This window comes from Dactylosporangium sp. NPDC000555 (assembly GCF_040300025.1).
Lineage (GTDB): Bacteria > Actinomycetota > Actinomycetes > Mycobacteriales > Micromonosporaceae > Dactylosporangium.
On sequence record NZ_JBEPDB010000006.1, the window covers coordinates 115,907 to 141,288 of the forward strand.

The 25,382-nt window shown below is 71.8% G+C and carries 22 protein-coding genes and 1 pseudogene; 1 reads left to right on the top strand and 22 read right to left on the bottom strand.

All coding sequences use genetic code 11. The features are described 5' to 3' along the window. Positions 1-9: 9 nt before the first annotated feature. The 13 genes and pseudogenes from ABT297_RS06715 to ABT297_RS06775 all read right to left on the bottom strand — a co-directional run bounded on the left by ABT297_RS06715 (position 10) and on the right by ABT297_RS06775 (position 14,342). Positions 10-507, bottom strand: a complete 498-nt coding sequence (locus ABT297_RS06715; RefSeq protein ID WP_350545478.1) for a CinA family protein — start codon at positions 505-507, stop codon at positions 10-12. A 730-nt stretch (positions 508-1,237) separates the two neighbouring features. Beyond that, a pseudogene (gene pgsA / locus ABT297_RS06720) lies at positions 1,238-1,792 on the bottom strand (CDP-diacylglycerol--glycerol-3-phosphate 3-phosphatidyltransferase); the annotation flags it as partial. Next, positions 1,789-3,228: a 30S ribosomal protein S12 methylthiotransferase RimO gene (gene rimO / locus ABT297_RS06725; RefSeq protein WP_350545479.1), complete on the bottom strand. Its 1,440-nt coding sequence runs from the start codon at positions 3,226-3,228 to the stop codon at positions 1,789-1,791. The gene rimO and the pseudogene pgsA, both read right to left, overlap by 4 nt. A gap of 50 nt (positions 3,229-3,278) precedes the next feature. Further along, positions 3,279-3,722: a DUF3291 domain-containing protein gene (locus tag ABT297_RS06730; RefSeq protein ID WP_350545482.1), complete on the bottom strand. Its 444-nt coding sequence runs from the start codon at positions 3,720-3,722 to the stop codon at positions 3,279-3,281. Between the two features lie 9 nt (positions 3,723-3,731). After that, complete coding sequence (locus tag ABT297_RS06735; protein WP_350545484.1) at positions 3,732-4,385, bottom strand: helix-turn-helix transcriptional regulator; 654 nt, start codon at positions 4,383-4,385, stop codon at positions 3,732-3,734. A gap of 139 nt (positions 4,386-4,524) precedes the next feature. After that, positions 4,525-7,200, bottom strand: coding sequence for an FtsK/SpoIIIE family DNA translocase (locus tag ABT297_RS06740; RefSeq protein ID WP_502885510.1), 2,676 nt, complete (start codon positions 7,198-7,200; stop codon positions 4,525-4,527). Positions 7,201-7,202: 2 nt separating this feature from the next. Next, complete coding sequence (locus ABT297_RS06745; protein ID WP_350545486.1) at positions 7,203-7,592, bottom strand: DUF2784 domain-containing protein; 390 nt, start codon at positions 7,590-7,592, stop codon at positions 7,203-7,205. A gap of 1 nt (position 7,593) precedes the next feature. Further along, positions 7,594-9,282 carry a ribonuclease J gene (locus ABT297_RS06750; RefSeq protein ID WP_350545488.1) on the bottom strand — a complete coding sequence of 563 codons (1,689 nt, stop codon included), beginning with the start codon at positions 9,280-9,282 and terminating at the stop codon, positions 7,594-7,596. Beyond that, a complete protein-coding gene (dapA, locus tag ABT297_RS06755) occupies positions 9,279-10,232 on the bottom strand; it encodes a 4-hydroxy-tetrahydrodipicolinate synthase (protein ID WP_350545491.1) in 954 nt (317 codons plus the stop codon). The genes ABT297_RS06750 and dapA overlap by 4 nt, the downstream gene beginning before the upstream one ends. Before the next feature lie 36 nt (positions 10,233-10,268). After that, the gene (gene thyX / locus ABT297_RS06760; protein WP_350545493.1) at positions 10,269-11,006 is read right to left on the bottom strand and encodes an FAD-dependent thymidylate synthase; all 738 of its coding nucleotides are present in this window, start codon (positions 11,004-11,006) and stop codon (positions 10,269-10,271) included. Positions 11,007-11,024: 18 nt separating this feature from the next. Next, positions 11,025-11,579 (bottom strand): DUF2752 domain-containing protein, encoded by a 555-nt coding sequence (locus tag ABT297_RS06765; RefSeq protein ID WP_502885511.1) that lies wholly within the window; start codon positions 11,577-11,579, stop codon positions 11,025-11,027. A 64-nt stretch (positions 11,580-11,643) separates the two neighbouring features. Beyond that, positions 11,644-12,858, bottom strand: a complete 1,215-nt coding sequence (locus tag ABT297_RS06770; protein WP_350545499.1) for a winged helix-turn-helix domain-containing protein — start codon at positions 12,856-12,858, stop codon at positions 11,644-11,646. Positions 12,859-13,031: 173 nt separating this feature from the next. Next, a complete protein-coding gene (locus ABT297_RS06775; RefSeq protein WP_350545501.1) occupies positions 13,032-14,342 on the bottom strand; it encodes a glycosyltransferase 87 family protein in 1,311 nt (436 codons plus the stop codon). A gap of 263 nt (positions 14,343-14,605) precedes the next feature. Between ABT297_RS06775 and ABT297_RS06780 the strand changes: the two genes are divergently transcribed. Next, the gene (locus ABT297_RS06780; protein WP_350545503.1) at positions 14,606-15,238 is read left to right on the top strand and encodes a GNAT family N-acetyltransferase; all 633 of its coding nucleotides are present in this window, start codon (positions 14,606-14,608) and stop codon (positions 15,236-15,238) included. A gap of 96 nt (positions 15,239-15,334) precedes the next feature. On the opposite strand, the gene dapB is transcribed toward ABT297_RS06780, so the two are convergent. The 9 genes from dapB to ABT297_RS06825 form a co-directional block, all read right to left on the bottom strand. After that, entirely contained in the window at positions 15,335-16,102 is a 768-nt protein-coding gene (gene dapB / locus ABT297_RS06785; protein ID WP_350545506.1) for a 4-hydroxy-tetrahydrodipicolinate reductase, read from the bottom strand. A 34-nt stretch (positions 16,103-16,136) separates the two neighbouring features. Then, entirely contained in the window at positions 16,137-17,459 is a 1,323-nt protein-coding gene (locus tag ABT297_RS06790; RefSeq protein WP_350545508.1) for a M16 family metallopeptidase, read from the bottom strand. Between the two features lie 3 nt (positions 17,460-17,462). Further along, a complete protein-coding gene (locus ABT297_RS06795) occupies positions 17,463-19,856 on the bottom strand; it encodes a polyribonucleotide nucleotidyltransferase (protein ID WP_350545511.1) in 2,394 nt (797 codons plus the stop codon). 206 nt (positions 19,857-20,062) lie between these two features. Then, positions 20,063-20,332, bottom strand: a complete 270-nt coding sequence (rpsO, locus tag ABT297_RS06800) for a 30S ribosomal protein S15 (RefSeq protein ID WP_350545513.1) — start codon at positions 20,330-20,332, stop codon at positions 20,063-20,065. Positions 20,333-20,440: 108 nt separating this feature from the next. Further along, positions 20,441-21,388, bottom strand: coding sequence for a bifunctional riboflavin kinase/FAD synthetase (locus ABT297_RS06805; RefSeq protein ID WP_350545515.1), 948 nt, complete (start codon positions 21,386-21,388; stop codon positions 20,441-20,443). A gap of 65 nt (positions 21,389-21,453) precedes the next feature. Continuing rightward, on the bottom strand, positions 21,454-22,344 hold the full coding sequence (gene truB / locus ABT297_RS06810; protein ID WP_350545517.1) for a tRNA pseudouridine(55) synthase TruB: 891 nt from the start codon (positions 22,342-22,344) through the stop codon (positions 21,454-21,456). Between the two features lie 106 nt (positions 22,345-22,450). Continuing rightward, the gene (locus ABT297_RS06815; protein WP_350545518.1) at positions 22,451-23,761 is read right to left on the bottom strand and encodes an MATE family efflux transporter; all 1,311 of its coding nucleotides are present in this window, start codon (positions 23,759-23,761) and stop codon (positions 22,451-22,453) included. Positions 23,762-24,590: 829 nt separating this feature from the next. Next, a complete protein-coding gene (locus tag ABT297_RS06820; RefSeq protein ID WP_350545520.1) occupies positions 24,591-24,809 on the bottom strand; it encodes a DUF6186 family protein in 219 nt (72 codons plus the stop codon). After that, on the bottom strand, positions 24,806-25,207 hold the full coding sequence (locus ABT297_RS06825) for a hypothetical protein (RefSeq protein WP_350545522.1): 402 nt from the start codon (positions 25,205-25,207) through the stop codon (positions 24,806-24,808). Before ABT297_RS06825 ends, ABT297_RS06820 begins: the two co-directional genes overlap by 4 nt. Positions 25,208-25,382 lie beyond the last annotated feature (175 nt).

Below are 25,382 nucleotides of genomic sequence, written 5' to 3' on the forward strand. Positions count from 1 at the left end.
GCCCCGCCGTCATGAGACATCGAGTGTCTCCGCGAGCAGTCCGACGGCTGCCGCCACAGTCCCCGCCCGGATGTCCGTGCGATCGCCCGGAAGTGTGAATTCACGCACCTCGACGCGTTCCGGTTCGCCGTGGGCCGGCGCCGGCCCGACGACCGCGACGTACACCCGCCCGACCGGTTGACCTGCCTGTGGGTCCGGTCCGGCGACCCCGGTCGTGGCCGCGGCCCAGTCGGCGCCACACCGCTCGCGGGCCCCCGCGGCGAGCGCCGCGGCGACGGCCGCGTCGACGGGCCCGTGCGAGGCGAGCAACGGAGGGGGCACGCCGAGGAGCTTCGCCTTCAACTCTGTTGCGTACGCCACGATCCCGCCCCGGAACACCCGGCTCGCCCCCGGCACCTCTACGAAGGCCGCCGCGAGCAGCCCGCCCGTCAACGACTCGGCGACGGCCAGCGTCTCCCCGCGCCGCTGCAGGGCATCGAGGATCGCGCCCGCCCTTTCCTCACCCACCGAATCCCTCCTTCGCTACTCCCATAATCGGACATAACCGAAGTTTCCGATTCACCTGCCAGGGGCAGCGGAAAACCGGAGAAGGCGAGGTCGCCCCACCGAGTGCCAGGCGTCTACGTCCGGGACAGCCTGCCACCTCTCCCCGCACCGCACAGGCCGCGAGGCCGCCCAAACCCACACCGCCCACCCCACCCGCACCGCGGCCTCACACCCCGTGGACACGCCGCGTGACCGAGCCCGCCACGCCACTCCCCTCACACCCACCGGCCGTCACCGCGCGCCCAAAGCCCTCCACACCGCCCGCACCGCAGACCTCACCCGCACACACAGCACCTACACGCCCAGCCCCCCACACCCGCAGGCCTCACCCGCACACGCGGTACCCCGCCACACCTATCCCCTCACGCCCACGCTCCCCGCACCGCACGCGCCCCACATGCCCGCACCGCGGACCGCCACTCCCTCACCTTCAGCGCGCCAACGAGACCTTGCCCGCCTCACACACACGCCCGCGGGTTGCCCCCACGCGCACTGGCCGGGCGACCGCATCGAGGCCGGGCGCTCAAGCGACCGGCTCATCCGCCTGCGGGACCGCGGCCGAGGCCTCGGGGGACGCCGATCGCGAGGCGCCGCGAGGCCCCTCAGGCGTAGCACCGGGAGGCGCCGAGAGCGAGACGCCAGGAGGCACAAGAGGCATCGGAGACGAGGCGCCGGCCGCCGTCAGCGGTGCGCGGCGGAGGCGCACCGCGCGGGCGACGTAGTCCAGACCGGTGACGACCGTCACAACGACGGCAGCGAACATGATCCAGGGGCCGACTGCGGCGAGGCCGGGGGGCAGTGGCGTGAGATACCAGCCGATCGCGACGATCTGCAGGGCGGTCTTGACCTTGCCGCCGCGGCTGGCCGGGATGACGCCGTGGCGGATCACCCAGAAGCGCAGCGCGGTCACGCCCCACTCGCGGACCAGAATGAGTGCGGTCACCCACCAGGGCAGGCGGTCGTAGAACGACAGCAGCACGAGGGCGGCGCCGGTGAGGGCCTTATCCGCGATCGGGTCGGCGACCTTGCCGAACGACGTGACGAGGTTGTGCGCGCGGGCGATCCAGCCGTCGACGTAGTCGGTGGCGGAGGCCACGATGAAGGTCAGGCCGGCCGCCAGCTGCCAGGCGTCGTGGGTCATCCGGCTGGCGACCACGCACACCACGAAGACCGGCACGAGCACCATCCGCGCGACCGTGAGGATGTTGGCCGCGTTGAGCAGGGGAACGGGCTTCACCGCGCTCATGTCGACGCCGGACTGAGCATCTCGATCGGTGTCGCGACCAGGTCGACGCCGACGCTGTCGGTGACCTTGGCGCGCACGAGGTCGCCCGGGCGCAGCGTGGCCGGGTCGATCGCGCCGCCGGGCACGAGGGTGGTGGAGCCGTCGACCTCGGGGGCCTGGTGGGCACCCCGGCCCTCGACGTCGACGCCGTCGGCGTGGTGCTCGACGGTGTCGACTAGCACGTCGAGCATCGAGCCGACCCGGTCGCCGGCCCGCTGCGCGCAGAGCTCCTCGGCGAGGGCGCCCATCCAGTCATACCGCTTCTTGATCGTGCCGGCGTCGACCTTGCCCGGCAGGCTCGCGGCCTCGGTGCCGTCCTCGTCGCTGTAGTCGAAGACGCCGATCGCGTCGAGGCGAGCCTCGGTCAGGAACCTCGCGAGCTCGTCGACGTCCTCGGGGGTCTCGCCGGGGAAGCCGACGATGACGTTGCTGCGCACGCCGGCCTCGGGGTCGAGCTTGCGGACCGAGGCGAGCAGCTCCAGGAAGCGCTCGGTGGAGCCGAAGCGGCGCATCCGGCGCAGCACGGGCTCGCTGGAGTGCTGGAAGGACAGGTCGAAATACGGCGCGACGCCCGGCGTGGTGGCGATCGCCTCGACGAGGCCGGGGCGGGTCTCGGCGGGCTGCAGATAGGAGACCCGCACGCGCACGATGCCCGGCGTGGCGGCCAGCTGGGGCAGGAGCTTCTCCAGCAGGCGAGGGTCGCCGAGGTCCTTGCCGTAGGAGGTCGAGTTCTCACTGACGAGGACGAGCTCTCGCACACCGTTGGCGCCGAGCCACTCGGCCTCGGCGAGCACCTCGTCCGGGGTGCGGGAGACGAACGCGCCGCGGAAGGACGGGATCGCGCAGAAGGTGCATCGCCGGTCGCAGCCGCTGGCGAGCTTCAGGGGCGCGACCGGGCCGTTGTCCAGCCGCCGCCGCAGCACGCGTTGCAGGTGGGCGGGGAGGTGCCCGGGGGTGACCACCTCGACGGCGCGGCGCTCGACCGGGGTGATCGGCAGCAGGGTGCGCCGGTCGCGGGGCGCGTGCGACGGGATCGTCTCGCCGGCGAGGATCGCGTCGAGGCGGGCGGCCATGTCGGGGTAGTGATCGAAGCCGAGCACCGCGTGCGCCTCGGGCAGCTCGCCGGCCAGCTGTTCGCCGTAGCGCTCAGCGAGGCAGCCGGTGGCGACCACCTTCGCGCCGGTGTCGGCCGCGGCCAGCAGGGTGTCGATCGAGTCCTGCTTGGCCTTGGTCACGAAGCCGCAGGTGTTGACCAGCACGACGTCGGCGTCGGTGCCGTCCGTCGTCACCGACCAGCCGCCGTCGGCCAGGCGGGCGGCGAGCTCCTCGGAGTCCACCTCGTTACGGGCACAGCCCAGGGTGAGCAGGGCTACGCGGCGGTCAGTATTGGCGGACATGCTGTCGAGGGTACCGACCGGGGCCGACAATTTGCGGGGCGGATCCTGCCTCAGGAAGCCGGGAACGGATCCCGGAATGTGAAGGCCCGCGGCGTCGGACCCTCACGACGCAGCAGGTCAAGCCGCTCCTCCGCCTCCACCAGCGTCGGCACGTGCCCCTCCGGCACCCACCAGACGACCATGGAAGCGTCGCCGAACGGACGGAACCACTCCCGCCGCCGTCGCAGGATGTCGAGGTGCCCGCTGCGGAACGTGAACTCGCGCAATGCCTCCAGGCTCTGCCACACCGACATGTTCACCATGATGTCGCCGCCGAACGGCTGCAGCGAGGTCGCGTCCGCCCCGTCGTCGTCGACGAGCCGCCACACGAAGCCGGGCCAGCCGTCCGCGATCGCGTTGATCCGGTCGAGCTCGGCGTAGAACCCGGCCATCCTGGGGTCTTCCCTCGGGCCCACGGGCGCGGCGATGTTGAGCTGCGCGAGATGTGCGGTCATGCCGGCAGCCTAAAACAAATCTCCATTGATTTTTGTAACCCGCGTGCCTCGATCCACCACCACGCAGCACCCGCCAGGTCCCGGATCGATCCGCACCCCGCCGCCGAGGGCCCCCTCCAGCAACGCGAGGTTGGCGCCGCACACGGCCCCGGGATGCGTCCGAGCCACCCCGTCGAACGGGCAGTTGCGCAGCCGCCACACGTCCCCGTCCGCGTACGGCTCGTACCCGAGCCGCCGCAGCGTCTCCTCCGCGGGCCCGCCGGCGAGCCGCGCCCCGTGCCGCCGGGCGGCGGCGTACAAGGCCGGCTCCACGCCGGCTTCCTCGACCGCGTCGGCGAAGACCTCGGCCAGGGCCCGGTACCCGCGCGGCGGCAGGCTGACCGCGTGCTCGGCGGCGGAGCGCCGGTAGAGCTTGGAGGGCCGCCCGGCGCCCGGCCCGGCCCGGCCACTCAGCCGCGCGAACGACACGTCCAGCAGCCCGGCCTCGGCGAGGCGGTCGAGGTGGTGCGCGGCGAGGTTGCGCCCGATGCCGAGGGCCTCGGCCACCTGGTCGCGGCTCAGCGCGCCGGCGGCCGCGGCCACGTGCTCGTACACCGCCCGGCGCCGCGTGTCCGCCAGGGCCGCGAGTGCGTCGATCTCCTGGTCATCGGGAAGGTCCGGCACGCGTTCAACTATCGCAGCAGCGCGGCGGCGAGCGTCAGGGTCACCATCGACACCACGGTGATCGAGAGGCGCTCCGCGCGGCGCGCGACCAGGGCGACGGCCGCTGCTGCCGCCGACCCGGATCGAACCGGGCCGCCGCTCAGTCGTCTTCGGAGGACTTCAGCGCGTCGAGCACCTCGGGCAGCGCGTCGGGCTTGATCAGCACGTCGCGGGCCTTGGAGCCCTCGGACGGGCCGACGATGCCGCGGGTCTCCATGAGGTCCATGAGCCGCCCGGCCTTGGCGAAGCCGACCCGCAGCTTGCGCTGCAGCATGCTGGTGGAGCCGAACTGGCTGGTCACGACCAGCTCGATGGCCTGCAGCAGCAGTTCGAGGTCGTCGCCGATCTCCTCGTCGACCTTCTTCTTGCCCTCGTCGCGCTTGGCCGTCACCTCCGGCCGGAACTCGGGCTCGCGCTGGTCCTTGCAGAACTGGACGATCTCGTTGATCTCGGTCTCGCTGACCCAGGCGCCCTGGATGCGGATCGGCTTGGAGGCGCCCATCGGCAGGAACAACCCGTCGCCGCGGCCGATCAGCTTCTCCGCGCCGGGCTGGTCGAGGATGACCCGCGAGTCGGCGAGGCTGGAGGTGGCGAAGGCGAGCCGGGACGGCACGTTGGCCTTGATCAGGCCGGTGACGACGTCGACGCTGGGCCGCTGGGTGGCCAGCACCAGGTGGATGCCGGCGGCCCGGGCCAGCTGGGTGATGCGGACCACCGAGTCCTCGACGTCGCGCGGCGCGACCATCATCAGGTCGGCGAGCTCGTCGACGACGACCAGCAGATACGGATACGGCCGGATCACCCGCTCGCTGCCCGGCGGCGCGGTGATCTGCCCGGCCCGGACCTTGCGGTTGTAGTCGTCGATGTGCCGCACGCCGGCCGCGGCCAGGTCGTCGTAGCGCATGTCCATCTCGCTGACGACCCAGTCGAGGGCGTCCGCCGCCTTCTTGGGGTTGGTCACGATGGGCGTGACCAGGTGCGGGATGCCCTCGTAGCCGGTGAGCTCGACCCGCTTGGGGTCGACCAGCAGCAGCCGCACCTCGTCCGGCGTGGACCGGGTCAGCAGCGACACCAGCAGGCTGTTGAGGCAGGACGACTTGCCCGCACCGGTGGCGCCCGCGATCAGGATGTGCGGCATCTTCGCGAGGTTGGCCACCACGTAGCCGCCCTCGATGTCCTTGCCGAGCGCGACGAGCAGCGGGTGGTGGTCGCCGGTGGCCGCGCGCGAGCGCAACACGTCGCCGAGCGCCACGTTTTCCCGATCGGAGTTGGGGATCTCCACGCCGACCGCGCTCTTGCCCGGGATCGGGCTCTGGATGCGCACGTCGGCCGACTTCACCGCGTAGGCGATGTTCTTGGACAGCGCGGTGATCCGCTCGACCTTGACGCCGTGACCGATCTCCACCTCGTAGCGGGTGACCGTCGGCCCGCGGGTGAAGCCGGTGACCATCGCGTCGACGCCGAACTGCTCGAACACGCCCTGCAGCGCGCCCATCACCTCGTCGTTGGCGCGGGTGCGTCCGCGCGGGGCGTCGCCGGTGCCGAGCAGGGTGGGCGGGGGCAGCCTGTAGTCGGTGTCGGTGAGCGCGAGCTGCTCGGCCCGGGTGGGCAGCGGCGAGTGCTCCGGCGGATCCTTCTCCCCGGCCTGGGCGGGCTCCTTCTTCCGCTTGCGCCCGGCGGCCGGCATCCGCTGCAGGACCACGGTGTCGTGGACGAGATCCGGGTCGAGGTCGGGCGCGGCGGCGTCGAACTGGCCGGCATCAGAACCCGGCGGAACGTCCAGCGGGTGCGGCATCGGGTCGGGCCCGCCCGCGCGGGAGCCCTGCCGGCGCCGGGCCGGCGCGCGCCGCGCGGGCGCGGCCTCCGTCTCGTCGTAGAACTCGTCGAACTCCTCGTCGTCGGCGAGGGTGGGGTCCTCGACCCGGCCGAGGGCGAGGTCGCGCAGCTGACGCCAGCGGTGCGGGATGCGGCTGATCGGGGTGGAGGTGACGACGAGGAGGCCGAAGGCGGACAGGAGCAGCAGCAGCGGTGTCGCCACCCAGGCCGTGACCGCCGTCTCCAGCAGTCCGCCGCCGCCCCGGCCGAGCAGGCCGCCGGCCTGGTCCATCCGGGCCGGGAGGGTCGGGCCTCCCGCGGCCAGGTGCATGAGGCCGGTGCCGCCGATGAACAGCGCACCCCAGCCGACGATGGCGCGACCACGGCGGTCCTCGGCGTCCGGCCGGGCCCGCATGATCCGGATGCCGGCGACGAGCAGCAGCACGGGCAGCACCGCGGCGGCGGCGCCGATGAACGTGTGGCAGATGTCGGCCAGCCAGCGCCCGACCGGCCCGGCCGCCTGGAACCACAGCGCGGCGGTGAGCAGCACCGCGAGGCCAATCACGGCGAGGCCGGCGCCGTCTCGGCGGTGCTCCGGGTCGAGGCCGCGGGTCGTGGCGGCCTGCCGGCCGATGGCCCGGGCGCCCCAGCCGACGCTGTGCGCGAGCCCCATCCAGACGGCGATCATGCCGCGGCCGAACAGGCCCAGCGGCGTGGCGACCATCGCCCCGCGACGCCGGCGTGCCGGCGTCGCGGCGCGGCTCCCGGCCCGGCCGCGGCCCCGCGCGGCGGGCGATGCCTTCGCCGAGGTCGCCTTCGCCGAGGTCGCCTTCGCCGGGGTGGCCGAGGCGGCCCTGGCACGCGGCGTGGCCCGCTTCTGCGGGGTAGCACGCGTGTTCGAACCGCCGCGGGCGTTGGACGTGCCTCCGCCGCGGCCGGCCTGGGAGGTGCGACCCGCCATGGTCACACCGTAGCCGGGGGCTCCGACATTTTTCGCCCGGCACGCCGGTGCCGGTACCTCGCGAACGCCACCGCGTAGGAGCCGACGACGATCACACCCACCAGGACCTGCAGCAAGTGGGTGTAGCGCGCGGGGTAGAGGACATTCTGGATGTACGTATCGATGAAGCCCCGGTCGCTGACGCTCTGCCCGGCCTGCCGCCGGGCCCAGTGCTCGGCGGCGGTGAGCGGGCAGTTCAGGTGGAGCGTGACCACGGCGAGTCCCCACGCGGCGGCGGCCAGGTGCGGCCAGAAGGCCTTCGGCCACCGCCAGACGAGGAACCCGCCGAGCACGACGTACGCGAGGAAGCCGAAGTGCAGCAGCAGCACCGTCGTCGCCAGCGCCGCGTACACCTCAGACCTCCACCACCGTCGGCACGATCATCGGACGGCGCCGGTAGGCCTCGTTGACCCAGCGCCCCACGGTGCGCCGCACGATCTGCTGCAGCTGGTGCGGGTCGGTGATCCCCTCCGTGGCGGCCTTGTTGAGCGCCTCGGTGACCAGCGGCAGCACCGCGTTGAAGACCGCCGGGTCGTCGGAGAAGCCCTTCGCCGACACGGTCGGGCCGGCGACGACCTTGCCGGTGACCGAGTCGATGACGACGGTCGCGGCGATGAACCCGCCGTCGCCGAGGATGCGCCGCTCGGTCAGCAGCGACTCGCCGACGTCGCCGATGGCCAGGCCGTCGACGTAGACGTATCGCGAGCGGATGTGCCCGACCAGCCGGGCCTCGCCGCCGACGAGGTCGACGACGTCGCCGTCCTCGCACAGCACCACGCGCTCGTCCGGCACGCCGGCCTCCCGGGCCAGCTGGGCGTGGGCGCGCAGGTGCCGCCACTCGCCGTGCACCGGCATGAAGTTGCCCGGCTTGACGACGTTGAGCAGGTACAGCAGCTCGCCGGCGGGTGCGTGGCCGGACACGTGAACCTTCGCCACGTCCTTGTGCACGACGGTCGCGCCGGCCCGGGACAGCTGGTTGATCACCCGGTACACCGCGGTCTCGTTGCCGGGGACCAGCGACGAGGCGAGCACGACGGTGTCACCCTCGCCGATGACGATGTGCCGGTGATCGCCGTTGGCCATGCGGCCCAGCGCGCTCATCGGTTCGCCCTGCGAGCCGGTCGACATGAGCACGATCCGCTCCGGCGGGAGGCTCATCGCCTCGTCGATCGCGACGACCAGGCCGTGCGGGATCCGCAGCAGGCCCAGGTCGCGGGCGATGCCCATGTTGCGCACCATGGACCGGCCGATGAGTGCCACCTTGCGCCCGTGCGCGTGCGCGGCGTCGAAGACCTGCTGCACGCGGTGCACATGGGAGGCGAACGACGCGACGATGATCCGCCCGGTGGCCCGGCCGAAGATGCCCTCCAGCACGGGGCCGATCTCCCGCTCCGGGGTGACGAACCCGGGGATCTCGGCGTTGGTCGAGTCGGACAGCAGCAGGTCGACGCCCTCGCCGCCGAGCCGCGCGAACCCGGCCAGGTCGGTGATGCGCCCGTCGAGCGGCAGCTGGTCCATCTTGAAGTCGCCGGTGTGCAGCAGCGTGCCGGCCGCGGTACGCACGGCGACCGCGAGCGCGTCCGGGATCGAGTGGTTCACGGCGAAGAACTCGCACTCGAACGGGCCGAGGCGCTCCACCTGACCCTCGCGGACGGTGAGCGAGTAGGGCTCGATGCGCCGCTCGGCGAGCTTCGCCTCCACCAGCGCGAGCGTGAACTTCGACCCGACGAGCGGGATGTCCGGCTTGTGGGCGAGCAGATACGGCACCGCGCCGATGTGGTCCTCGTGGCCGTGGGTCAGCACGATCGCCTGAACCCGCTCCAGCCGGTCGAGGATCGAGGAGAAATCGGGCAAGATGAGATCGACGCCGGGCTGCTCCACGTCGGGGAACAGCACGCCGCAGTCGATGACGAGCAGCTTGCCGTCGAACTCCAGCAGCGTCATGTTGCGGCCGATCGCGCCGAGCCCGCCCAGCGGGGTGACCCGCAGGGTGTTGGGCCCCGGAGGGGGCGGCGGATCGAGCTCGACGTGCGCCACCGTCATAGGGCCACTCCGATTTGGTTGTGATGAGCCATCAGGTCGGCGGATCCGATCGTGCGGCCCGCCTCCGCACAATCCTCCCGCAGCCGGCCCAGTTCCGCCGCATTCGCCGAGACCAGCGGCGGGCGAACCGGACCGGCGGGCAGGCCGAGCAGGGTGAGGGCGGCCTTGGTCAGGATGACGCCCTGGGTGCGGAAGAACCCGCAGAACGCCGGCAGCAGCCGCAGATGCAGCTCACGGGCGAGCGCGACGTCGCCCGACTCGTGGGCGAGGATCATTCGCTTGGTCTGGGGACCGAACACGTGCGTGGGCACGCCGACGACGCCGACCGCCCCCACCGACAGCAGCGGCAGCGTCAGCTTGTCCTCGCCGGAGTAGTACGCCAGGTCGGTGCGCCTGATCACCCAGGCGCTCTCGCCCAGGTCGCCCTTGGCGTCCTTCACGGCGACGATGCGCTCGTGCTCGGCGAGCCGGCACATCGTCTCGGTCTCGATCGCCACGCCGGCGCGCCCGGGGATGTCGTAGAGCATCACGGGCAGCCCGGAGGAGTCGGCGACGGTCCGGAAGTGGTGCACGAGGCCGGCCTGCGGGGGCTTGTTGTAGTACGGCGTCACGACGAGCAGCCCGTCGGCGCCGGCCTTCTCGGCGGCCCGGGCCAGCTCGGCCGTGTGCGCGGTGTCGTTGGTGCCGACGCCGGCGATCACGGTCGCCCGGTCGCCGACGGCCTCCACGACCGCGCGGAGCACCTGGTCCTTCTCCGCGTCGCTCGTGGTGGCCGACTCGCCGGTGGTGCCGTTGACCACGAGGCCGTCGTGGTCCTCCTCGTCGACCAGATGGGTGGCGAGGCGGGCGGCGCCGTCGAGGTCGAGCGAACCGTCAGGCCCGAATGGCGTGACCATCGCGCTGAGCAACCGGCCGAACGGCCGGCTGGGGACGGAACCGGTGCGTGTCATACGCACAACCTAGCGGAAGCCTTCGCCGCGCATTTTTCAAGATTCCCAGGTGTACTGCGCGGACGCCACCTCGGTGCCGTCCGGGAGCGTCGCGATCGTGAAATCCCCGAAGACGCTGGGCGCGATACGCTGCAGTTCCCGCAGGCAGGCGATGGCCACCTCGCGGATCTCCACGTCGGCCGCCTCGGTCGCGCGCATCGTCACGAAGTGCCGCCAGGTCCGGTAGTTGCCGGTCACGACGATCCGGGTCTCCGCCGCGTTGGGCAGCACCGCCCGGGCCGCCTGCCGCGCCTGCTTGCGCCGCAGCGTGCCGCTCTCGACATCGGCGAACTTGGCCTCGAGCCCCTCGAGCAGCTCGTTGTACGCCCGCAGCGCCGCCTCGCCCGCCTCGACGAACGTCTTGTGCAGTGCCGGGTCCTCGGCGATCACGGCCGGCTCGACCATGGCCGCCTCCCGCCCCGGCACGTACCGCTGCGAGAGCTGCGAGTACGAGAAGTGCCGGTGCCGGATCAGCTCGTGGGTGAAGGAGCGCGATACGCCGGTCAGGTAGAAGGTGACCGTGCCGTGCTCGAGCACGGAGAGGTGCCCGACCTCGAGGATATGCCGCAGGTATCCCGCGTTGGTGGCCGTGGCCGGGTTGGGTTTGCTCCACGACTGGTAGCAGGCGCGCCCCGCGAACTCGGCGAGCGCCTCCCCGCCTTCCACGTCGGTCTCCCACGGAACGTCGCCCGGAGGCTCGAAGTGGGTCCAGGCGATGGCTTTGACGGAGAGCATTCGCTGAGCGTACAGCCGCTACACGTAGAAGTACGTGAAGGGTGCCCAGGGCAGGTTGCGCAGGACCGAGAACGCGAGCCAGGCCACCAGGAACCCGATGAGCGCCCAGTTGGAAATGCGCAGCATGGGAAGCTTGAACGGCAGGTTGAGCCGGTTGACGGTCCAGGCGACGTACAGATACGCCAGGAACGGCGCCGCGAACACCAGCGGCGCGTGGTGCTGGGCCGCAGCCGGGATGTCCCCGTGCAGCAGATACCAGGCCGCCCGCGTCCCCCCGCATCCCGGGCAGTCGAACCCGGTGAGCAGCTTGACCAGGCAGGTCGGCGCGTCGGTGGCCCCGGCGGAGGTCGGCTTCATCAGCAACGTGTAGGCGACGCCCCCGGAGATGAGCGCCCCGACCCCGGCGGGCGCTGCCCAGCCGGGCAGCCGGTCGATGAACCGGGCGAACCGCCCCTTATGCGGCTGGTATGCGTACTCATACACCGGCGGCACAACCCCGGGGGCCGGGTCCGCCTGCACGTCAGAAACCACCGGGGCGACAGGGACCGACAGCGGCGAGCTCACCCCCAACACGCTACACCGCCCACGCACGGGACCACGCTGTACAAAATCGGCTTCGTCAGCCGCACGACGATCTTCAGACGAGCTCCTTTCCCAGCCGTTCGGCGAAGTCCCCGCGCTGCGGCAGCTCGACGACGTCGAGACCGAGCCACCCGGCGAACCGCCGCAGCTCCGCCGCCAGCGCCGCAGCCACCTCACCGGGCGCCTTCACCCCCGGCTCCACCCAGGCCGCCGGGATCTGCAGCGCCCCCGCCTTCCGGTCCGCCTTCAGATCCACCCGCGCCACGAGCCGGTCGCCCAGCAGGAACGGCAGCACGTAATACCCGTGGAGCCGCTGCAACGGCGGCACGTAGATCTCGATCCGGTAGCTGAACCCGAACAGCCGCTCCACTCGCCCCCGCTCCCACATCAGCGGGTCGAACGGGCTGACCAGCGTCGCCGCGCCGATGCGCCGCGGTATGCGCGCCTGCGCGTGCAGATACGCCCGCGGTGCCCACCCCTGCACCTCGACCGGCACCAGCTCCCCGGCCTCGACCAGCTCCGCGATCGCGGTGCGGGCCCCGGCCAGTGGCAGCCGGAAGTAGTCGCGCAGCTCCGCCTCGGCGGCCACGCCCAGCCCGCGGGCGGCGACCCGGACCAGCTCACGGAACGCGTCGGCGGGCTCGGGCGTGGGCGCGTTGATCACCTCGGGCGGCAGGATGCGCTCGGGCACGTCGTAGACCCGGGCGAACGAGGAGTTGCGCCGGGCGACGCTGACCTCGCCGGAGTAGAACAGCCACTCGATCGCCGTCTTGGTGTCCGACCAGTTCCACCCCCAGTGGTCCTTGCGCCGCGGCTGGACGAGGTCGCCCTCCACCTGGGCGGCGCTGACCGGCCCCTTGGCGCGAATCTCCTCGAGCACCCAGCGAACCAGGTCGGGCTGCTCGCGGGCGATGCGGACCATCCGGCCCCACGCGTCACCGGAGCGCATCCGCCAGCGCAGCATCGGATGCAGCCGGACGGGGACCAGGGAGGCCTCGTGCCCCCAGTACTCGAACAGCTCCCGCGGCCGGCGATAGGCGAGCCGGTCGAGCAAGGCCGGATCGTAGGGACCGAGGCGGCTGTAGGCGGGTAGGTAGTGGGCGCGCTGGACGATGTTCACGGAGTCGATCTGCAGCAGGCCGGTGCGCTCCAGCACGCGGCGCACGTGGCGGCGCTCCGGCACGCCCGCCGGGGCGCGGTCGGCGAAGCCCTGTGCGGCGAGGGCGACCCGCCGGGCCTGGGTGAGCGTCAGGTACTCGGTCATCGCCATGGAGGCTATCCCGGGGGTACGACAGAAATTCGGTGATGACGACCGGACCCGGGCCCCGCCGGCCACCGCACGCCATGCGGAGGCATCGCGGCACGGTCGTTCGGCGGCCGCTCATGACGGCGGCCCCGCGCGGATTCGCCGCGCAGGGCCGCTTTGCGGTGCGTGTGTGCGGGCTAAGCCCCAACGAGCGGGCGCGCCCGTTCGACACCCGGCTTGCTGGCCTCACTCCGGACGGAGCCGCCGGGGTCCTTCGCGTCGAACGCGGCGGTGACCTGCCGGTCGATGTCGACGAGGTCCGGCACGTCCTCGACGGCGGGGTCGCTGGAGCGGCCGGGGTCGCTCGCGGGGCGCTGCGCGGTGCCGGTGCTGGCGGGCTCGCGGATCGGCAGGCCGAACAGCAGCCCGATCATGAGCAGGACGTACGCGTTGCTGCCGAACAGGCCGAGCCCGTCGAACTTCGCGTGGAACGCCCACGGGGTGCGGCTGCACAGCAGCGCGAACGAGAAGCCGAACGCGATCGCGAGGTTGCGCCTGCGGCGCGGGTCGAGCGAGCGGTCGGTGGCGTGGTCGAACAGCACCACGATCGCGGGCAGCACCCACACCAGGTGGTGGATCCAGATGATCGGGCTGACCATGCAGCCGACGATGCCGGTGAGGGCCAGGCCGGCGACCTCGTCGCGAGACTTGACCGCGCGGCGGGCCCGCCAGTACCACACGGCGAGGGTGATCAGCACGAGGAGCAACCACAGCGGCTTCATCGGGTCGGGGTTGAACATCCGCCCGACGAGGCCGGTGAGCGCCTGGTTGGACACGAACGTCGGGGAGCCGACCCGGTCGGTGTTCCACATCGCGTCGGTCCAGAAGACCCGCGAGGCGTCCGGGGCGAAGGTGGCCGCGGCCCAGGTCGCGGCCGTGGCGGTCGCGGCGGCCACGGCCGCGGCCCGCCAGCGCCGGGTGATGAGCAGATAGATGATGAACACGCCGGGGGTGAGCTTGATCGCGGTGGCGAGCCCGATGCCGATGCCGCCGAGGCGTCGCCCGCCGCGCACCAGCAGCAGCACGTCGCCCGCGACGAGGAACAGCAGCAGAATGTTGACCTGGCCGAAGTTCACCGTCTCGCGGACCGGCTCGAACGCCGCCGCGAGGGCCATCGCGATGCCCATCGCGAACCAGAACGACCAGCCCTGCCGCTTGATGACCGGCCCGAGCAGCCAGGTGAGGATCGCGAGCATGGCCAGCACGCTCATGGTCACGCTGATGAAGATCGCGGTGTGCCAGCCGATGAGCGACATCGGCATCATCAACGCGGCCGCGAACGGCGGATACGTGAAGCCGTACGGCGTGCCGGGCGTCAGGTAGTCGTAGATGTCTCCGCCGCGGTGGACCCAGTAGTCCATCGCGCCGTAGTAGACCTTGAGATCGAAAAACCCATTGCGCGCCGCGGCCACCGACAGGAAACCCCACACGACGGCCCAGACGGCCACCACGATGAGTGTCTTCCTGACTCCGGGCCGCAGCTTGGGCCGGACGGCCGTCGAAACGGCGACCCGTCCTCGCTCCGCCACCTGTTCTGCCCTCCTGCTCGCTCGCTGCCGCCTGAATTCCATCAGGCTCAACGGTTCCGCCGGTCCAACTGTGACGTGCTTCGTCCAGTCTGGCTCGATAAGGCTTCACGCCGATCAACCCAAACCAGACGCCGCTACCCCGCCGCGTTGCGCTTCACACAAAATCCGTAGGCTGGTGCTTCATGACCCTCGGGTTCGTCCGTCCGGCGCGACTCGACGACATCGTCGAGATCACGCGCATCCAACTCACGACCTGGCGGGTCGCCTATCGGCGCCTGTTGCCTGAACATATCCTCGACCGGCTGGACGAGGATTGGATTACCCGCAGGTGGCGGGAGGCAATCGCGGAGCCACCGAGTCCTGCGCACCGGGTCCTGGTGGCGGTCGAACAGGTCGATTCGCCCGCCTCGGAGCCGGACGCAAAACCCGAGTCAGCATACGTCGTGGGTTTTGCCGCGTCAGGTCCGGCAGACGACACCGCCCTCGCACCGGACGAAGATCACACCGCCCTTGACAAGGCACTCGAGGCCACCGTGGCGATCACGGACCTGCTGGTGGAGCCCCGTTGGGGCCGGCGCGGTCACGGCAGCCGGTTGCTGGCGGCAAGTGTGGATTTATGGCGAACTGACGGATTCACGACAGCGCTTGCGTGGACGTTCGCCGACGACCGCGTCACGCGTCGATTTCTGCAGAGCGCGGGCTGGGCCCCGGACGGGGCCAGCCGGTCGCTCGACGTCGATGACCTGCTGATCCCGCAGATCCGCTGGCACGTGTCGCTTGAAGAGGATTCCGAGGATCCTGTTATCGGCGCGTAACGCCGTTGCGGCCCAATTGGAGCCACCGGTCCCACGATGTGGGCGCCGCGGTCCGGGCCGATCGGGGAAGCCGCGTCGGGCCGGACCGGGTAAGGCTCAACCGAGCAGGGGACCCAGCCCGACGGTGAGGCCCGGGCGCCGCACGACGGAGCGCACGGCCAGCAGTACACCCGGCATGAACGACTTCCGGTCGAAGGAGTCGTGCCGGATGGTGAGGGTCTCGCCCGCGGCGCCGAACAGCACCTCCTGGTGGGCGACGAGCCCCGTGGCGCGCAGCGCGTGCACCCGGATGCCCTCGACGTCGGTGCCGCGGGCGCCGGCCATCTCGTCCTTGGTCGCGTCCGGGACCGCGCCCAGCCCCGCGGCCGCCCGGGCCTCGGCGATCACCTGCGCGGTGCGCAGCGCCGTGCCGCTCGGGGCGTCGATCTTGTTGGGGTGGTGCATCTCGACGATCTCGACCGACTCGAAGAACCGGGCGGCCCGGGCGGCGAACTCCATCATCAGCACCGCGCCGATCGCGAAGTTCGGGGCGATGATGACGCCGACGTCCGGCTTTTGGGCCAGCCAGCCGCGCACCTGGTCGAGCCGGGCCGTCGTGAAGCCCGAGGTGCCGACGACAACGTTGATGTTCTGGTCGATGCACCAGTGCACGTGGTCCATCACCACGTCGGGTGTGGTGAAGTCCACGACGACATCGGCGCCCGCGTCGGACACGTTGAACAGCCGGTCGCCGTCATCGAGCGTGGCGACGAGCTCCAGGTCGTCGCTCGCGTTGACGGCACCGCACACCTCGTTGCCCATGCGGCCTCGCGCGCCCAGCACGCCGACCCGGATCGGCTCCACCTCTGCACTCACGTCGCCCAACCTATCGGGTCGGGCGACGCGGTCAGCAGGGTGGTCAGCCCAGGGCGTCGGTGAACGCCCCGTCCTCGACGTCGCCGATCACCGCGAGCGACATCGGGCGGGTGAGCAGATCCTTCGCCGCCCACCGGACCTGCTCCGGGGTGACCTCGTCGACCCGGCGCAGTATCTCGTCGACGGAGAGCAGCTCGTCGTACAGCAACTCGCCCTTGCCCAGGCGGCTCATCCGCGACCCGGTGTCCTCCAGGCCGAGCACGACGGCGCCCTTGAGCATGCCCTTGCCGCGCTCGACCTCGGCGTCGGTGACGCCCTCGTCGGCCACCCGGGCGAGCTCGTCGCGGGTGATCGCGAGGACCTCCTCGACCTTGCCCGGGGCGCAGCCGGCGTAGACGCCGAAGAGGCCGGTGTCGCTGTACTGCGAGGTGAAGGAGTACACCGAGTACGCCAGCCCGCGCTGCTCGCGGATCTGCTGGAACAGCCGGCTGGACATGCCCCCGCCGAGCACGTTGTTGAGCGCGCCGACGGCGAAGCGGTCGTCGTGCTGGCGCGGGTAGCCGGTGCAGCCGAGCATCAGGTGCGCCTGCTCGGTGTCCTTGTTGCGCACCACGATCTGCCCGGAGCGGGTCGGCACCCGGGTGGTGCGGGAGCGTCGCGGTGCGGGCACGGCCGGCGTGTCGCCCCAGCCGGCCCCGGCGAACGCGGCGCGCACGGCCCGCACGACCTTGGCGTGGTCGAGGTTGCCGGCCGCGGAGACGACCATGGTCTCCGGCCGGTACCGCCGGCGGTAGAACCCGTCGATCTGCTTGCGGCTCAGCGCCGAGATGCTCGACACGGTGCCGGAGATCTGCCGGCCGAGCGGGTGGTGTCCGTACACCGCCTCGGTAAAGACGTCGTGGACCTCGTCGCCGGGCTCGTCGTCGTGCATGGCGATCTCCTCGAGGATCACGCCACGCTCGGTTTCCACGTCCGCCTCGGCCAGCACCGAGTCGGTGACGAGGTCGCAGACGACGTCGATGGCCAGCGGCAGGTCCGCGTCGAGCACCCGCGCGTAGTAGCACGTGTACTCCTTGGCGGTGAACGCGTTGGTCTCCCCGCCGACCGCTTCGATCTGCGAGGAGATGTCCAGCGCGGTGCGCCGCTTGGTGCCCTTGAACAGCAGGTGCTCAAGGAAGTGCGAGGCGCCCGACAGCGTGGGCGTCTCGTCCCGCGAACCGATGCCGACCCAGACGCCGAACGACACGCTGCGTGTCGCCGGGATGGACTCGGTCAGGATCCGCAGCCCGTTGGGCAGGACGGTGCGTCGCACCGTTCCGCCCAACGGGTCGTCGGACAGCGTCTGGGTCAGCGCTCGGCTTGCCATGGATCAGCTGTGCCGACTGCGCCGGCGACGGAACTCCCCGCCCTCGCCGCCCTCTTCCCCGGCGGGGGCGTCGGGGGCGGCCTCGTCTCCGGAGGACTGGCGCGGGGCGCGCTCGCCCCGGTCGCTACGCTCCCGGCGCGGGCCACGGTCGCCACGGTCGCCCCGGTCACGCGCGGGCGGGCGCTCGCCGCCCTCGGCCGGCGCCGCCGGCGCCTCGCCCTCGGCCAGCACCTTGTCGAGGTAGATCTTGCCGCGGTTGTCGATGTCCGCGATCTGTACCTCGACCTTGTCGCCGACGTTGAGGAAGTCCTCGACCTTCTCGACCCGCTTGCCGTTGCCCACCTTGGAGATGTGCAGCAGGCCGTCGCGGCCCGGCAGCAGCGAGATGAACGCGCCGAACGCGGCCGTCTTCACCACGGTGCCGAGGAACTTGTCGCCGACCTTCGGCATGGTCGGGTTGGCGATCGCGTTGATCCGCTCGACCGCGGCCTCGGCCGACGGGCCGTCGGTCGCGCCGACGTAGATCGTGCCGTCGTCCTCGATGCTGATCTCGGCGCCGGTCTCGTCCTGGATCGCGTTGATGGTCTGGCCCTTGGGGCCGATCACCATGCCGATCTTGTCGACCGGGATGCGGACCGTGGTGACCCGCGGCGCGTACTGGCTCATGCCGGCCGGCGACTCGATCGCCTCGGCCATCACGTCGAGGATGACGTACCGCGCGTCGTGGGCCTGCTGCAGGGCGCCGGCCAGCACGTCCGACGGGATGCCGTCGAGCTTGGTGTCCAGCTGCAGCGCGGTCACGAAGTCGCGGGTGCCGGCGACCTTGAAGTCCATGTCGCCGAACGCGTCCTCGGCGCCGAGGATGTCGGTCAGCGTCACGTACTGCGTCTTGCCGTCGACCTCGTCGGAGATCAGGCCCATCGCGATGCCCGCGACGGGCGCCTTCAGCGGCACGCCGGCCGACAGCAGGGCCATGGTCGAGGCGCAGACCGAACCCATGCTCGTCGAGCCGTTGGAGCCCAGCGCCTCCGACACCTGCCGGATCGCGTAGGGGAACTCCTCACGCGCCGGCAGCACCGGGATCAGGGCCCGCTCGGCGAGCGCGCCGTGGCCGATCTCGCGCCGCTTCGGCGCGCCGACCCGGCCGGTCTCGCCGGTGGAGTACGGCGGGAAGTTGTAGTTGTGCATGTAGCGCTTGGACTTCTCCGGCGCCAGCGTGTCGAGCGTCTGCTCCATGCGCAGCATGTTCAGCGTGGTGACGCCCAGGATCTGGGTCTCGCCGCGCTCGAACAGCGCCGAGCCGTGCACCCGGGGCAGGACCTGCACCTCGGCGGTCAGCGGCCGGATGTCGCGCGGGCCACGGCCGTCGATGCGGACCTGCTCGCGCAGCACACGGGCGCGAACCTCGTTCTTGGTCAGCGACCGCAGCGCGGCACCGATCTCCTTCTCGCGCCCATCGAACTGCCCGGCGAGCCGCTGGAACGCGGCCTCCTTGATCCGGTCGAGGGCCTCCTCGCGCTCCGCCTTCGAGGCGATGCGCAGGGCCTCGGCGACCTCGTCCTTGAGTGCTGTGGAGACGGCCTCGTAGGCGTCGGGCTGGTAGTCGAGGAAGACCGGGAACTCCTGCACCGGCTTCGCGGCCACCTGCGCCAGCTCGGCCTGCGCCCGGCACAGCTCGCGGATCGCTGGCTTGGACGCCTCCAGGCCGCCGGCGACGACCTCCTCGGTCGGCGCGGGCGCGCCACCGGCGACCAGGCCGACCGTGTGCTCGGTCGCCTCGGCCTCCACCATCATGATCGCCACATCGCCGTCGGGCAGGACCCGGCCGGCCACGACCATGTCGAAGGTGGCCCGGCCGAGCTCCTCGACGGTCGGGAACGCCACCCACTGGCCGTCGACGTGCGCCATGCGGGTCGCGCCGATCGGGCCGGAGAAGGGCAGGCCCGACAGCTTGGTCGACAACGACGCCGCGTTGATCGCCACGACGTCGTACGGGTGGGCCGGGTCCAGCGCGAGCACGGTCTCGACGACCTGGACCTCGTTGCGCAGGCCCTTGACGAAGCTCGGGCGCAGCGGACGGTCGATGAGCCGGCAGGTGAGGATCGCGTCCTCGCTGGGCCGGCCCTCGCGGCGGAAGAACGATCCGGGGATGCGCCCGGCCGCGTACATGCGCTCCTCGACGTCGACCGTCAGCGGGAAGAAGTCGAACTGGTCCTTGGGCTGTTTCCCGGCGGTGGTCGCGGACAGGACCACGGTCTCACCGAGCTGGGCGAGGGCGGAGCCCGCCGCCTGGCGCGCCAGGCGCCCGGTGGAGAACGTGATCTCCCGGGTGCCGAACGAGCCGTTGTCGATGACCGCGGTGCTGCTGTGAGTACCGAGAGTGTTCTGCTCGGTCATGTCGGTCTGTTGCTCCCTTTGGGTCGTGGGTCGCCCTCGGCGGAGCTGTCTGCGGCCGGTCTTCGATCGAAGCTCACGGGGCGTGGGCCCGGAAGCCACTACCGAGGACCGGTGCGCCGACCCGCTCGGCGGGGCGCTGCCATTTCAGTGTGTCACTACTCAACGGGGGAGCGGCGAATCCTCGCCACTCCCCCGCCGGTGCGTCGTTATCGCCGCAGGCCGAGCCGCTCGATCAGTGAGCGGTAGCGGGCGATGTCGCTGCGCTGCAGGTAGTTGAGCAAGCGGCGGCGACGGCCGACCAGCAGCAGCAGGCCGCGCCGGCTGTGGTGGTCGTGCTTGTGCTGCTTGAGGTGTTCGGTGAGGTCCGCGATCCGCTTCGTCAGCATCGCGACCTGGACCTCCGGCGAGCCGGTGTCACCCTCGACGGTCGCGTACTTCGAGATGATCTCGGTCTTCTGCGCAGAATCGAGCGCCATGTTCTCCCTTTACCGTGGATTCAATCGGTCGGCTCCCGCGGCGTCGTGCAGGCAGCCTGACCCTCGCCAGTCACCCGGCGTCAATCCCAGGCTAACAGACAGAGCTGTTCAGTCACGCATCGGACCGCCGGCCAGCGCCTCCCGCGCCTGCGCGACATCCTCCGTCATCTGCGCGATCAATGGCTCGACGTCCTGGTAGGTGCGCTGTTCGCGCAGCCGGTCGGCAAAGTCCAGCCTCACCCGTTCGCCGTACAGATCACCCTTGAAGTCCAGCACGAACGCCTCCACCCGCCGCTCCTTGCCGGAAAAGGTGGGGTTCGTCCCGATCGACACCGCCGCCGGGTGCCGCGCGCCGTCGCGGTCGCGGTTGAGCCACGCCGCGTAGATGCCGTCGGCGGGCACCGCCGCGTTGGCCGGGACCAGCAGGTTTGCCGTCGGAAAGCCCAGCTCGCGGCCGCGCTGGTCGCCGCGCACCACCACGCCCTCGAGGCGGTGCGGCCGCCCGAGCGCGCGGGCCGCCGCCACGACGTCCCCCGCGTCGACGCAGCTTCGGATGTACGTCGAGGAGAACACCGTCCCCTCGTCCGCCACCAGCGGCGCTCCCTCGACGGCGAAGCCGAAGGTCCGCCCGAGCCTGCGCAGCAGCTCGACGTCGCCGGCCTGCCGGTGGCCGAACCGGAAGTTCTCTCCCACCACGACCAGCGCGGTGTGCAGGTGCTCGACGAGCGCGTCGTGCACGAACTCCTCGGGCGTCAGCCGGGAGAACTCGGCAGTGAACGGAATGACGCACAGCACGTCGACGCCCAGCGCCTCGATCAGCTCCGCCTTGCGTCCCGGCTCGGTCAGCACCGCGGGGTGCGATCCGGGCCGCACCACCTCGGACGGGTGCGGGTCGAACGTGATGACGACCGACTGCACGCCGAGCTCCCCGGCCCGCTTCACCGCGTGGCCGATGATCTGCTGGTGTCCCCGGTGGACGCCGTCGAACACGCCGATCGTCGCGACCGCGCGCCCCCAACCGCCGGGCACCGACTCCGTTCCCCGCCACCGTTGCATGCCACCGAGCGTACTGCCTCGGCCCTGCCCGCCCGTTCGCCGGAGGCGGGTTTCGTCACGCGTCGTCACGGAACGAGGACGATCTCCGGACGGGCCTTGCCCTCTCGCTCGCGCACGATCGCCAGGACGGTGCCGTCGGGGGCGAAGACCGCGTACGGGTCCGGGATGCCGATCGGGGACAGGGGGCCGCCGTGCGATAGCGTCTTCGCCTCGTCGGCGGTGGCGTCACGGCGCGGGAAGCAGCGGTCCGCGGCGGCCGGCAGCGGGAGGGTCACCGGGTCCGGGCGCTGCGCGAGGTCTTCCAGCGTGGCCGCCTCGGCCAGGGTGAACGCGCCCACCGCGGTGCGGCGCAGCGCCGTCAGGTGGCCGCCGACGCCGAGCGCGGCGCCCAGGTCGCGGGCCAGGGCGCGGATGTACGTGCCGGACGAGCAGGCCACGTCCACGTCCAGGTCGATATACGCGCCCGCGCGGCGGGTCGCCAGGACGTCCAGGCGCGAGACGGTGACCGGGCGGGCGGCGAGCTGGACCTCCTCGCCGGAGCGGACACGGTGGTACGAGCGCACGCCGTTGACCTTGATGGCCGAGACGGCGCTCGGGACCTGCAGAATGTCGCCGCGCAGCGGGGCCACCGCCGCGGCGATCGACGCGTCGGTGACGGCGGACGCGTCCGCGCGCGCGACGACCTCGCCCTCGGCGTCGTCGGTGACGGTCGACTCGCCCAAGCGGATCGTGGCCGTGTACTGCTTGGTGCTGCCGATCACGTACGTCAGCAGCCGCGTCGCCTTCTCCACGCCGATGATGAGCACGCCGGTGGCCATCGGGTCGAGGGTGCCACCGTGCCCGACCCGGCGCGTCCGCGCGATGCGGCGCATGCGCGACACCACGTCGTGCGACGTCATGCCGCCGGGCTTGTCGACGACGACGAGGCCGCCCTGGATCGCCGCCTTCTGTGCCATGCGCGACACCTTAGCGTCCGGGCCGGACCGCCTTCACGCTCCCAGGCGGGCCGGGTTGCGAGGGCGGGCCGGGTTGCGAGGGCGGGCCGGGTTGAAGCACGGGTGCTCATCGCACGGCGCCGGTGACCGCCCAGCCGTCTCCGGTGAGGCGATACAGCAGGCCGGCCAGGCGCAGTGCGATGAAGAGCGTCAGGGCGGCCCAGACGCCGCTCAGGCCGAAGTCGAGCAGGTACGCCAGCCAAATGCCGGGCAGGAAGCCGCCGAGGGCGGCGACCAGCGTGAGGTTGCGCAGGTAGCGCACGTCCCCGGCGCCGAGGAACACCCCGTCGAGGGCGAAGACGACGCCGGCCGCGGGCATCATCGCGACGAAGAACCACCAGACGTGGCGGGCCTGGGTGTACACCTCCGCGTCCGCGCCGAACCACGGGCGGACGCTGAACAGGGCCGCGGCCACGAGCGCCGCGAACGCCACACCGGCGACGAGGCCCGCGACCGTGATGCGGCGGGCGAGGTGGCGGGCCTCCGCCACGCGTTCACCCCCGAGCGCCGCACCGACGAGCGACTGCGCGGCGATGGCGATCGCATCGAGCGCCATGGAGGTGAAGAAGAACAACTGGATCGCGATCTGGTGTGCGGCGAGGGAGGCCTCGCCGAAACGCGCGACGACCGCGGAGGCGGACAGGAAGCAGGCCTGGAGGGCCGCGCCGCGCAGCAGCAGGTCGCGCCCGAGCGCGAGCTGACGGCCGATGACCGCGGGCTGGGGCCGCAGCGACACCCCCTCGGTGGCCAGCGCGCGGACGAACAGCACGCCGACGACGGTCTGCGCGGTCACGTTCGCCACCGCGGAACCGGCCAGGCCGAGACCCGCCGGGTACACCAGCAGCGGGCACAGCATGGCCGAGAGCACATTTGCGGCGAGCACGTAGTACAGCGGGCGACGGGTGTCCTGCACGCCGCGCATCCAGCCGTGGCCGGCGGTGGCGAGCATGAGCCCGGGCGCGCCGAGCGCGGCGATACGCAGCCAGCCCTCGGCGTTGTCGGCGACGTCGCCCGCACCGCCCGCGAGGAGGCGGGTGAGCGGCCCGGCGACGACCTCGATCACAAGCAGGATGACCAGCCCACCGCCCAGGGCGAGCCAGGACGCCTGGACGCCCTCCTCGACGGCGGCGGCGCGCTGTCCGGCGCCGAAGCGGCGGGCGGCGCGCCCCGTGGTCCCGTATGCCAGGACGGTCCCCAGCCACACCGCGAACGTCATGACGGTGCCGCCGAGGGCCAGGCCGGCAAGCTGGGTGCGCCCGAGATGGCCGACTACAGCGGTGTCCACGAGCACGTATAAGGGCTCGGCCGCGAGCACCACGAGCGCCGGGATCGCCAGCGTGGCGACGCGGCGCATCGTGGAGTTCTGATCTACCGTCATCCGGTCATCGTAAGGCGCGCTTCCCCGATGATCACTTACCGGCACAACCTCCGGGAAGCCGTGACGTCAACGCGGGGCGTCCCGGCTTCCCGAAGCTTGTGTCGATGCAGCGGATCAGCCGCGGCGGTCCATCGACATCTGCAGGGCGGCGCGGGCGCGCTCACGGGTGTCGGTGGCCGGCTCCTGCGGCTTGGGCTGGGGCTTCTGCTGGTCAGCCATGACACTGGTCTCCTCTGTCGCATGGCGCTGATGGTCGTTGCGTGTCGGGTCGCGCCGGGATCACCGGTGGACGCGCGCAACGCACGGCAAGGAGACCGACATGGGTGGTGTCGGCCTGTTCACACAGGTTGCCGCGCACGTGGTTCCTCACTTCCGGCGGCGAGTCGGATCGGCCGTTCACCCGCCACCGGCGTCCGCTGTCAGAAGCGGGCACCCCGGGGCGGGCAGCGAAGAATTCGTACTGTGCGCATGCCGACTAAGTTATCGTTAAGTTCCAGCATGTGCGAAGATATCCCAAAATCTGGAACGACTGTCGCGCACCCGTCACGATCAATTTCCCTGCTCAGCCGGGTGCCAGCGCGTCATCAGGCCGCCGCACGGACGCGTCATCGGGCCGCCACGCGGATGCGGCGCGGGCAGCGGCATCCGAGGATCGTCGCAGGGGCCGAGGCGGCCGCAGGCGCGAAGACCTCAGGAGCACCTCGTTCGCGCGGGGGCGCGGACGGGGCGGCTGCGGGGTGGGCCTGCGCCCGCAAGGGGCTGGCGCGGACGCGTCCGCCACGGCGTGGGATCCAGGCGTGCGGAGCGCGGCCCGGACGCGAAGCGGATTTCAGCGCGCCAGGAAGTGCCAGCCGAGCCACCACCAGAAGCCGAACATCGCGATGCGGCCGACGGGCAGCGGCCCGATGCGGTACCGCATGACGACGCCGCACACGTCGCCGATGCTCGGTACGCGCGACCCCTCACGGTGGGCCGCGATCTCGACCGCGGCGAAGAGCCCCAGCGCGACGCTGAACAGCGCGGCGACGAGCAGTTGACCGCCGCTCATCGGCGCACCAGCGCCCAGAAGGACCACAACCAGCCGAAGTACGCGGCCGCGCGGGCCCAGTAGTGCTCCAGCAACGGGTCCGCGATGCGGGACAGCGTCGGGTACGCGTCCGAGCCGTTGAGGAACGTCGCACCCTCGACGACGCCGAATAGCAGCAGTGGCAGCAGCCACCACGCGGCCTGGCGCGGGAGCCGCGCGGGCACGGGGCGGCGCGGGAGCGCGGCCGACATGCCGAGACAGAACAGTGCGCCGCCGGCGCCGAGCACCAGCAGGTTGGCGCGGAGGGTGAACGACGGGAGGGCTCCGCCAAACAGTGAGATCAGGGCGAACACGGGAGTGAGGACAACCGGCCGGGCCCAGACCCGGTCGACCTCCGCGGCGAGCTCGGGTCGGTCCATTTGTCGATTGTCACCGCACTGGATACCGGCTGGCCAGCCGTTATAGCCCGGAGATTCCCCCGGGGTTGCCCCTGACACGAGCCGGGGTCCGCGCGGGAGCAGGCGACAGCACGCGGATGCCGCCAACACGGAGCGCACCCCAGCGCAAGCCCGGCAGCGCCCGGTAGCGCGTCAA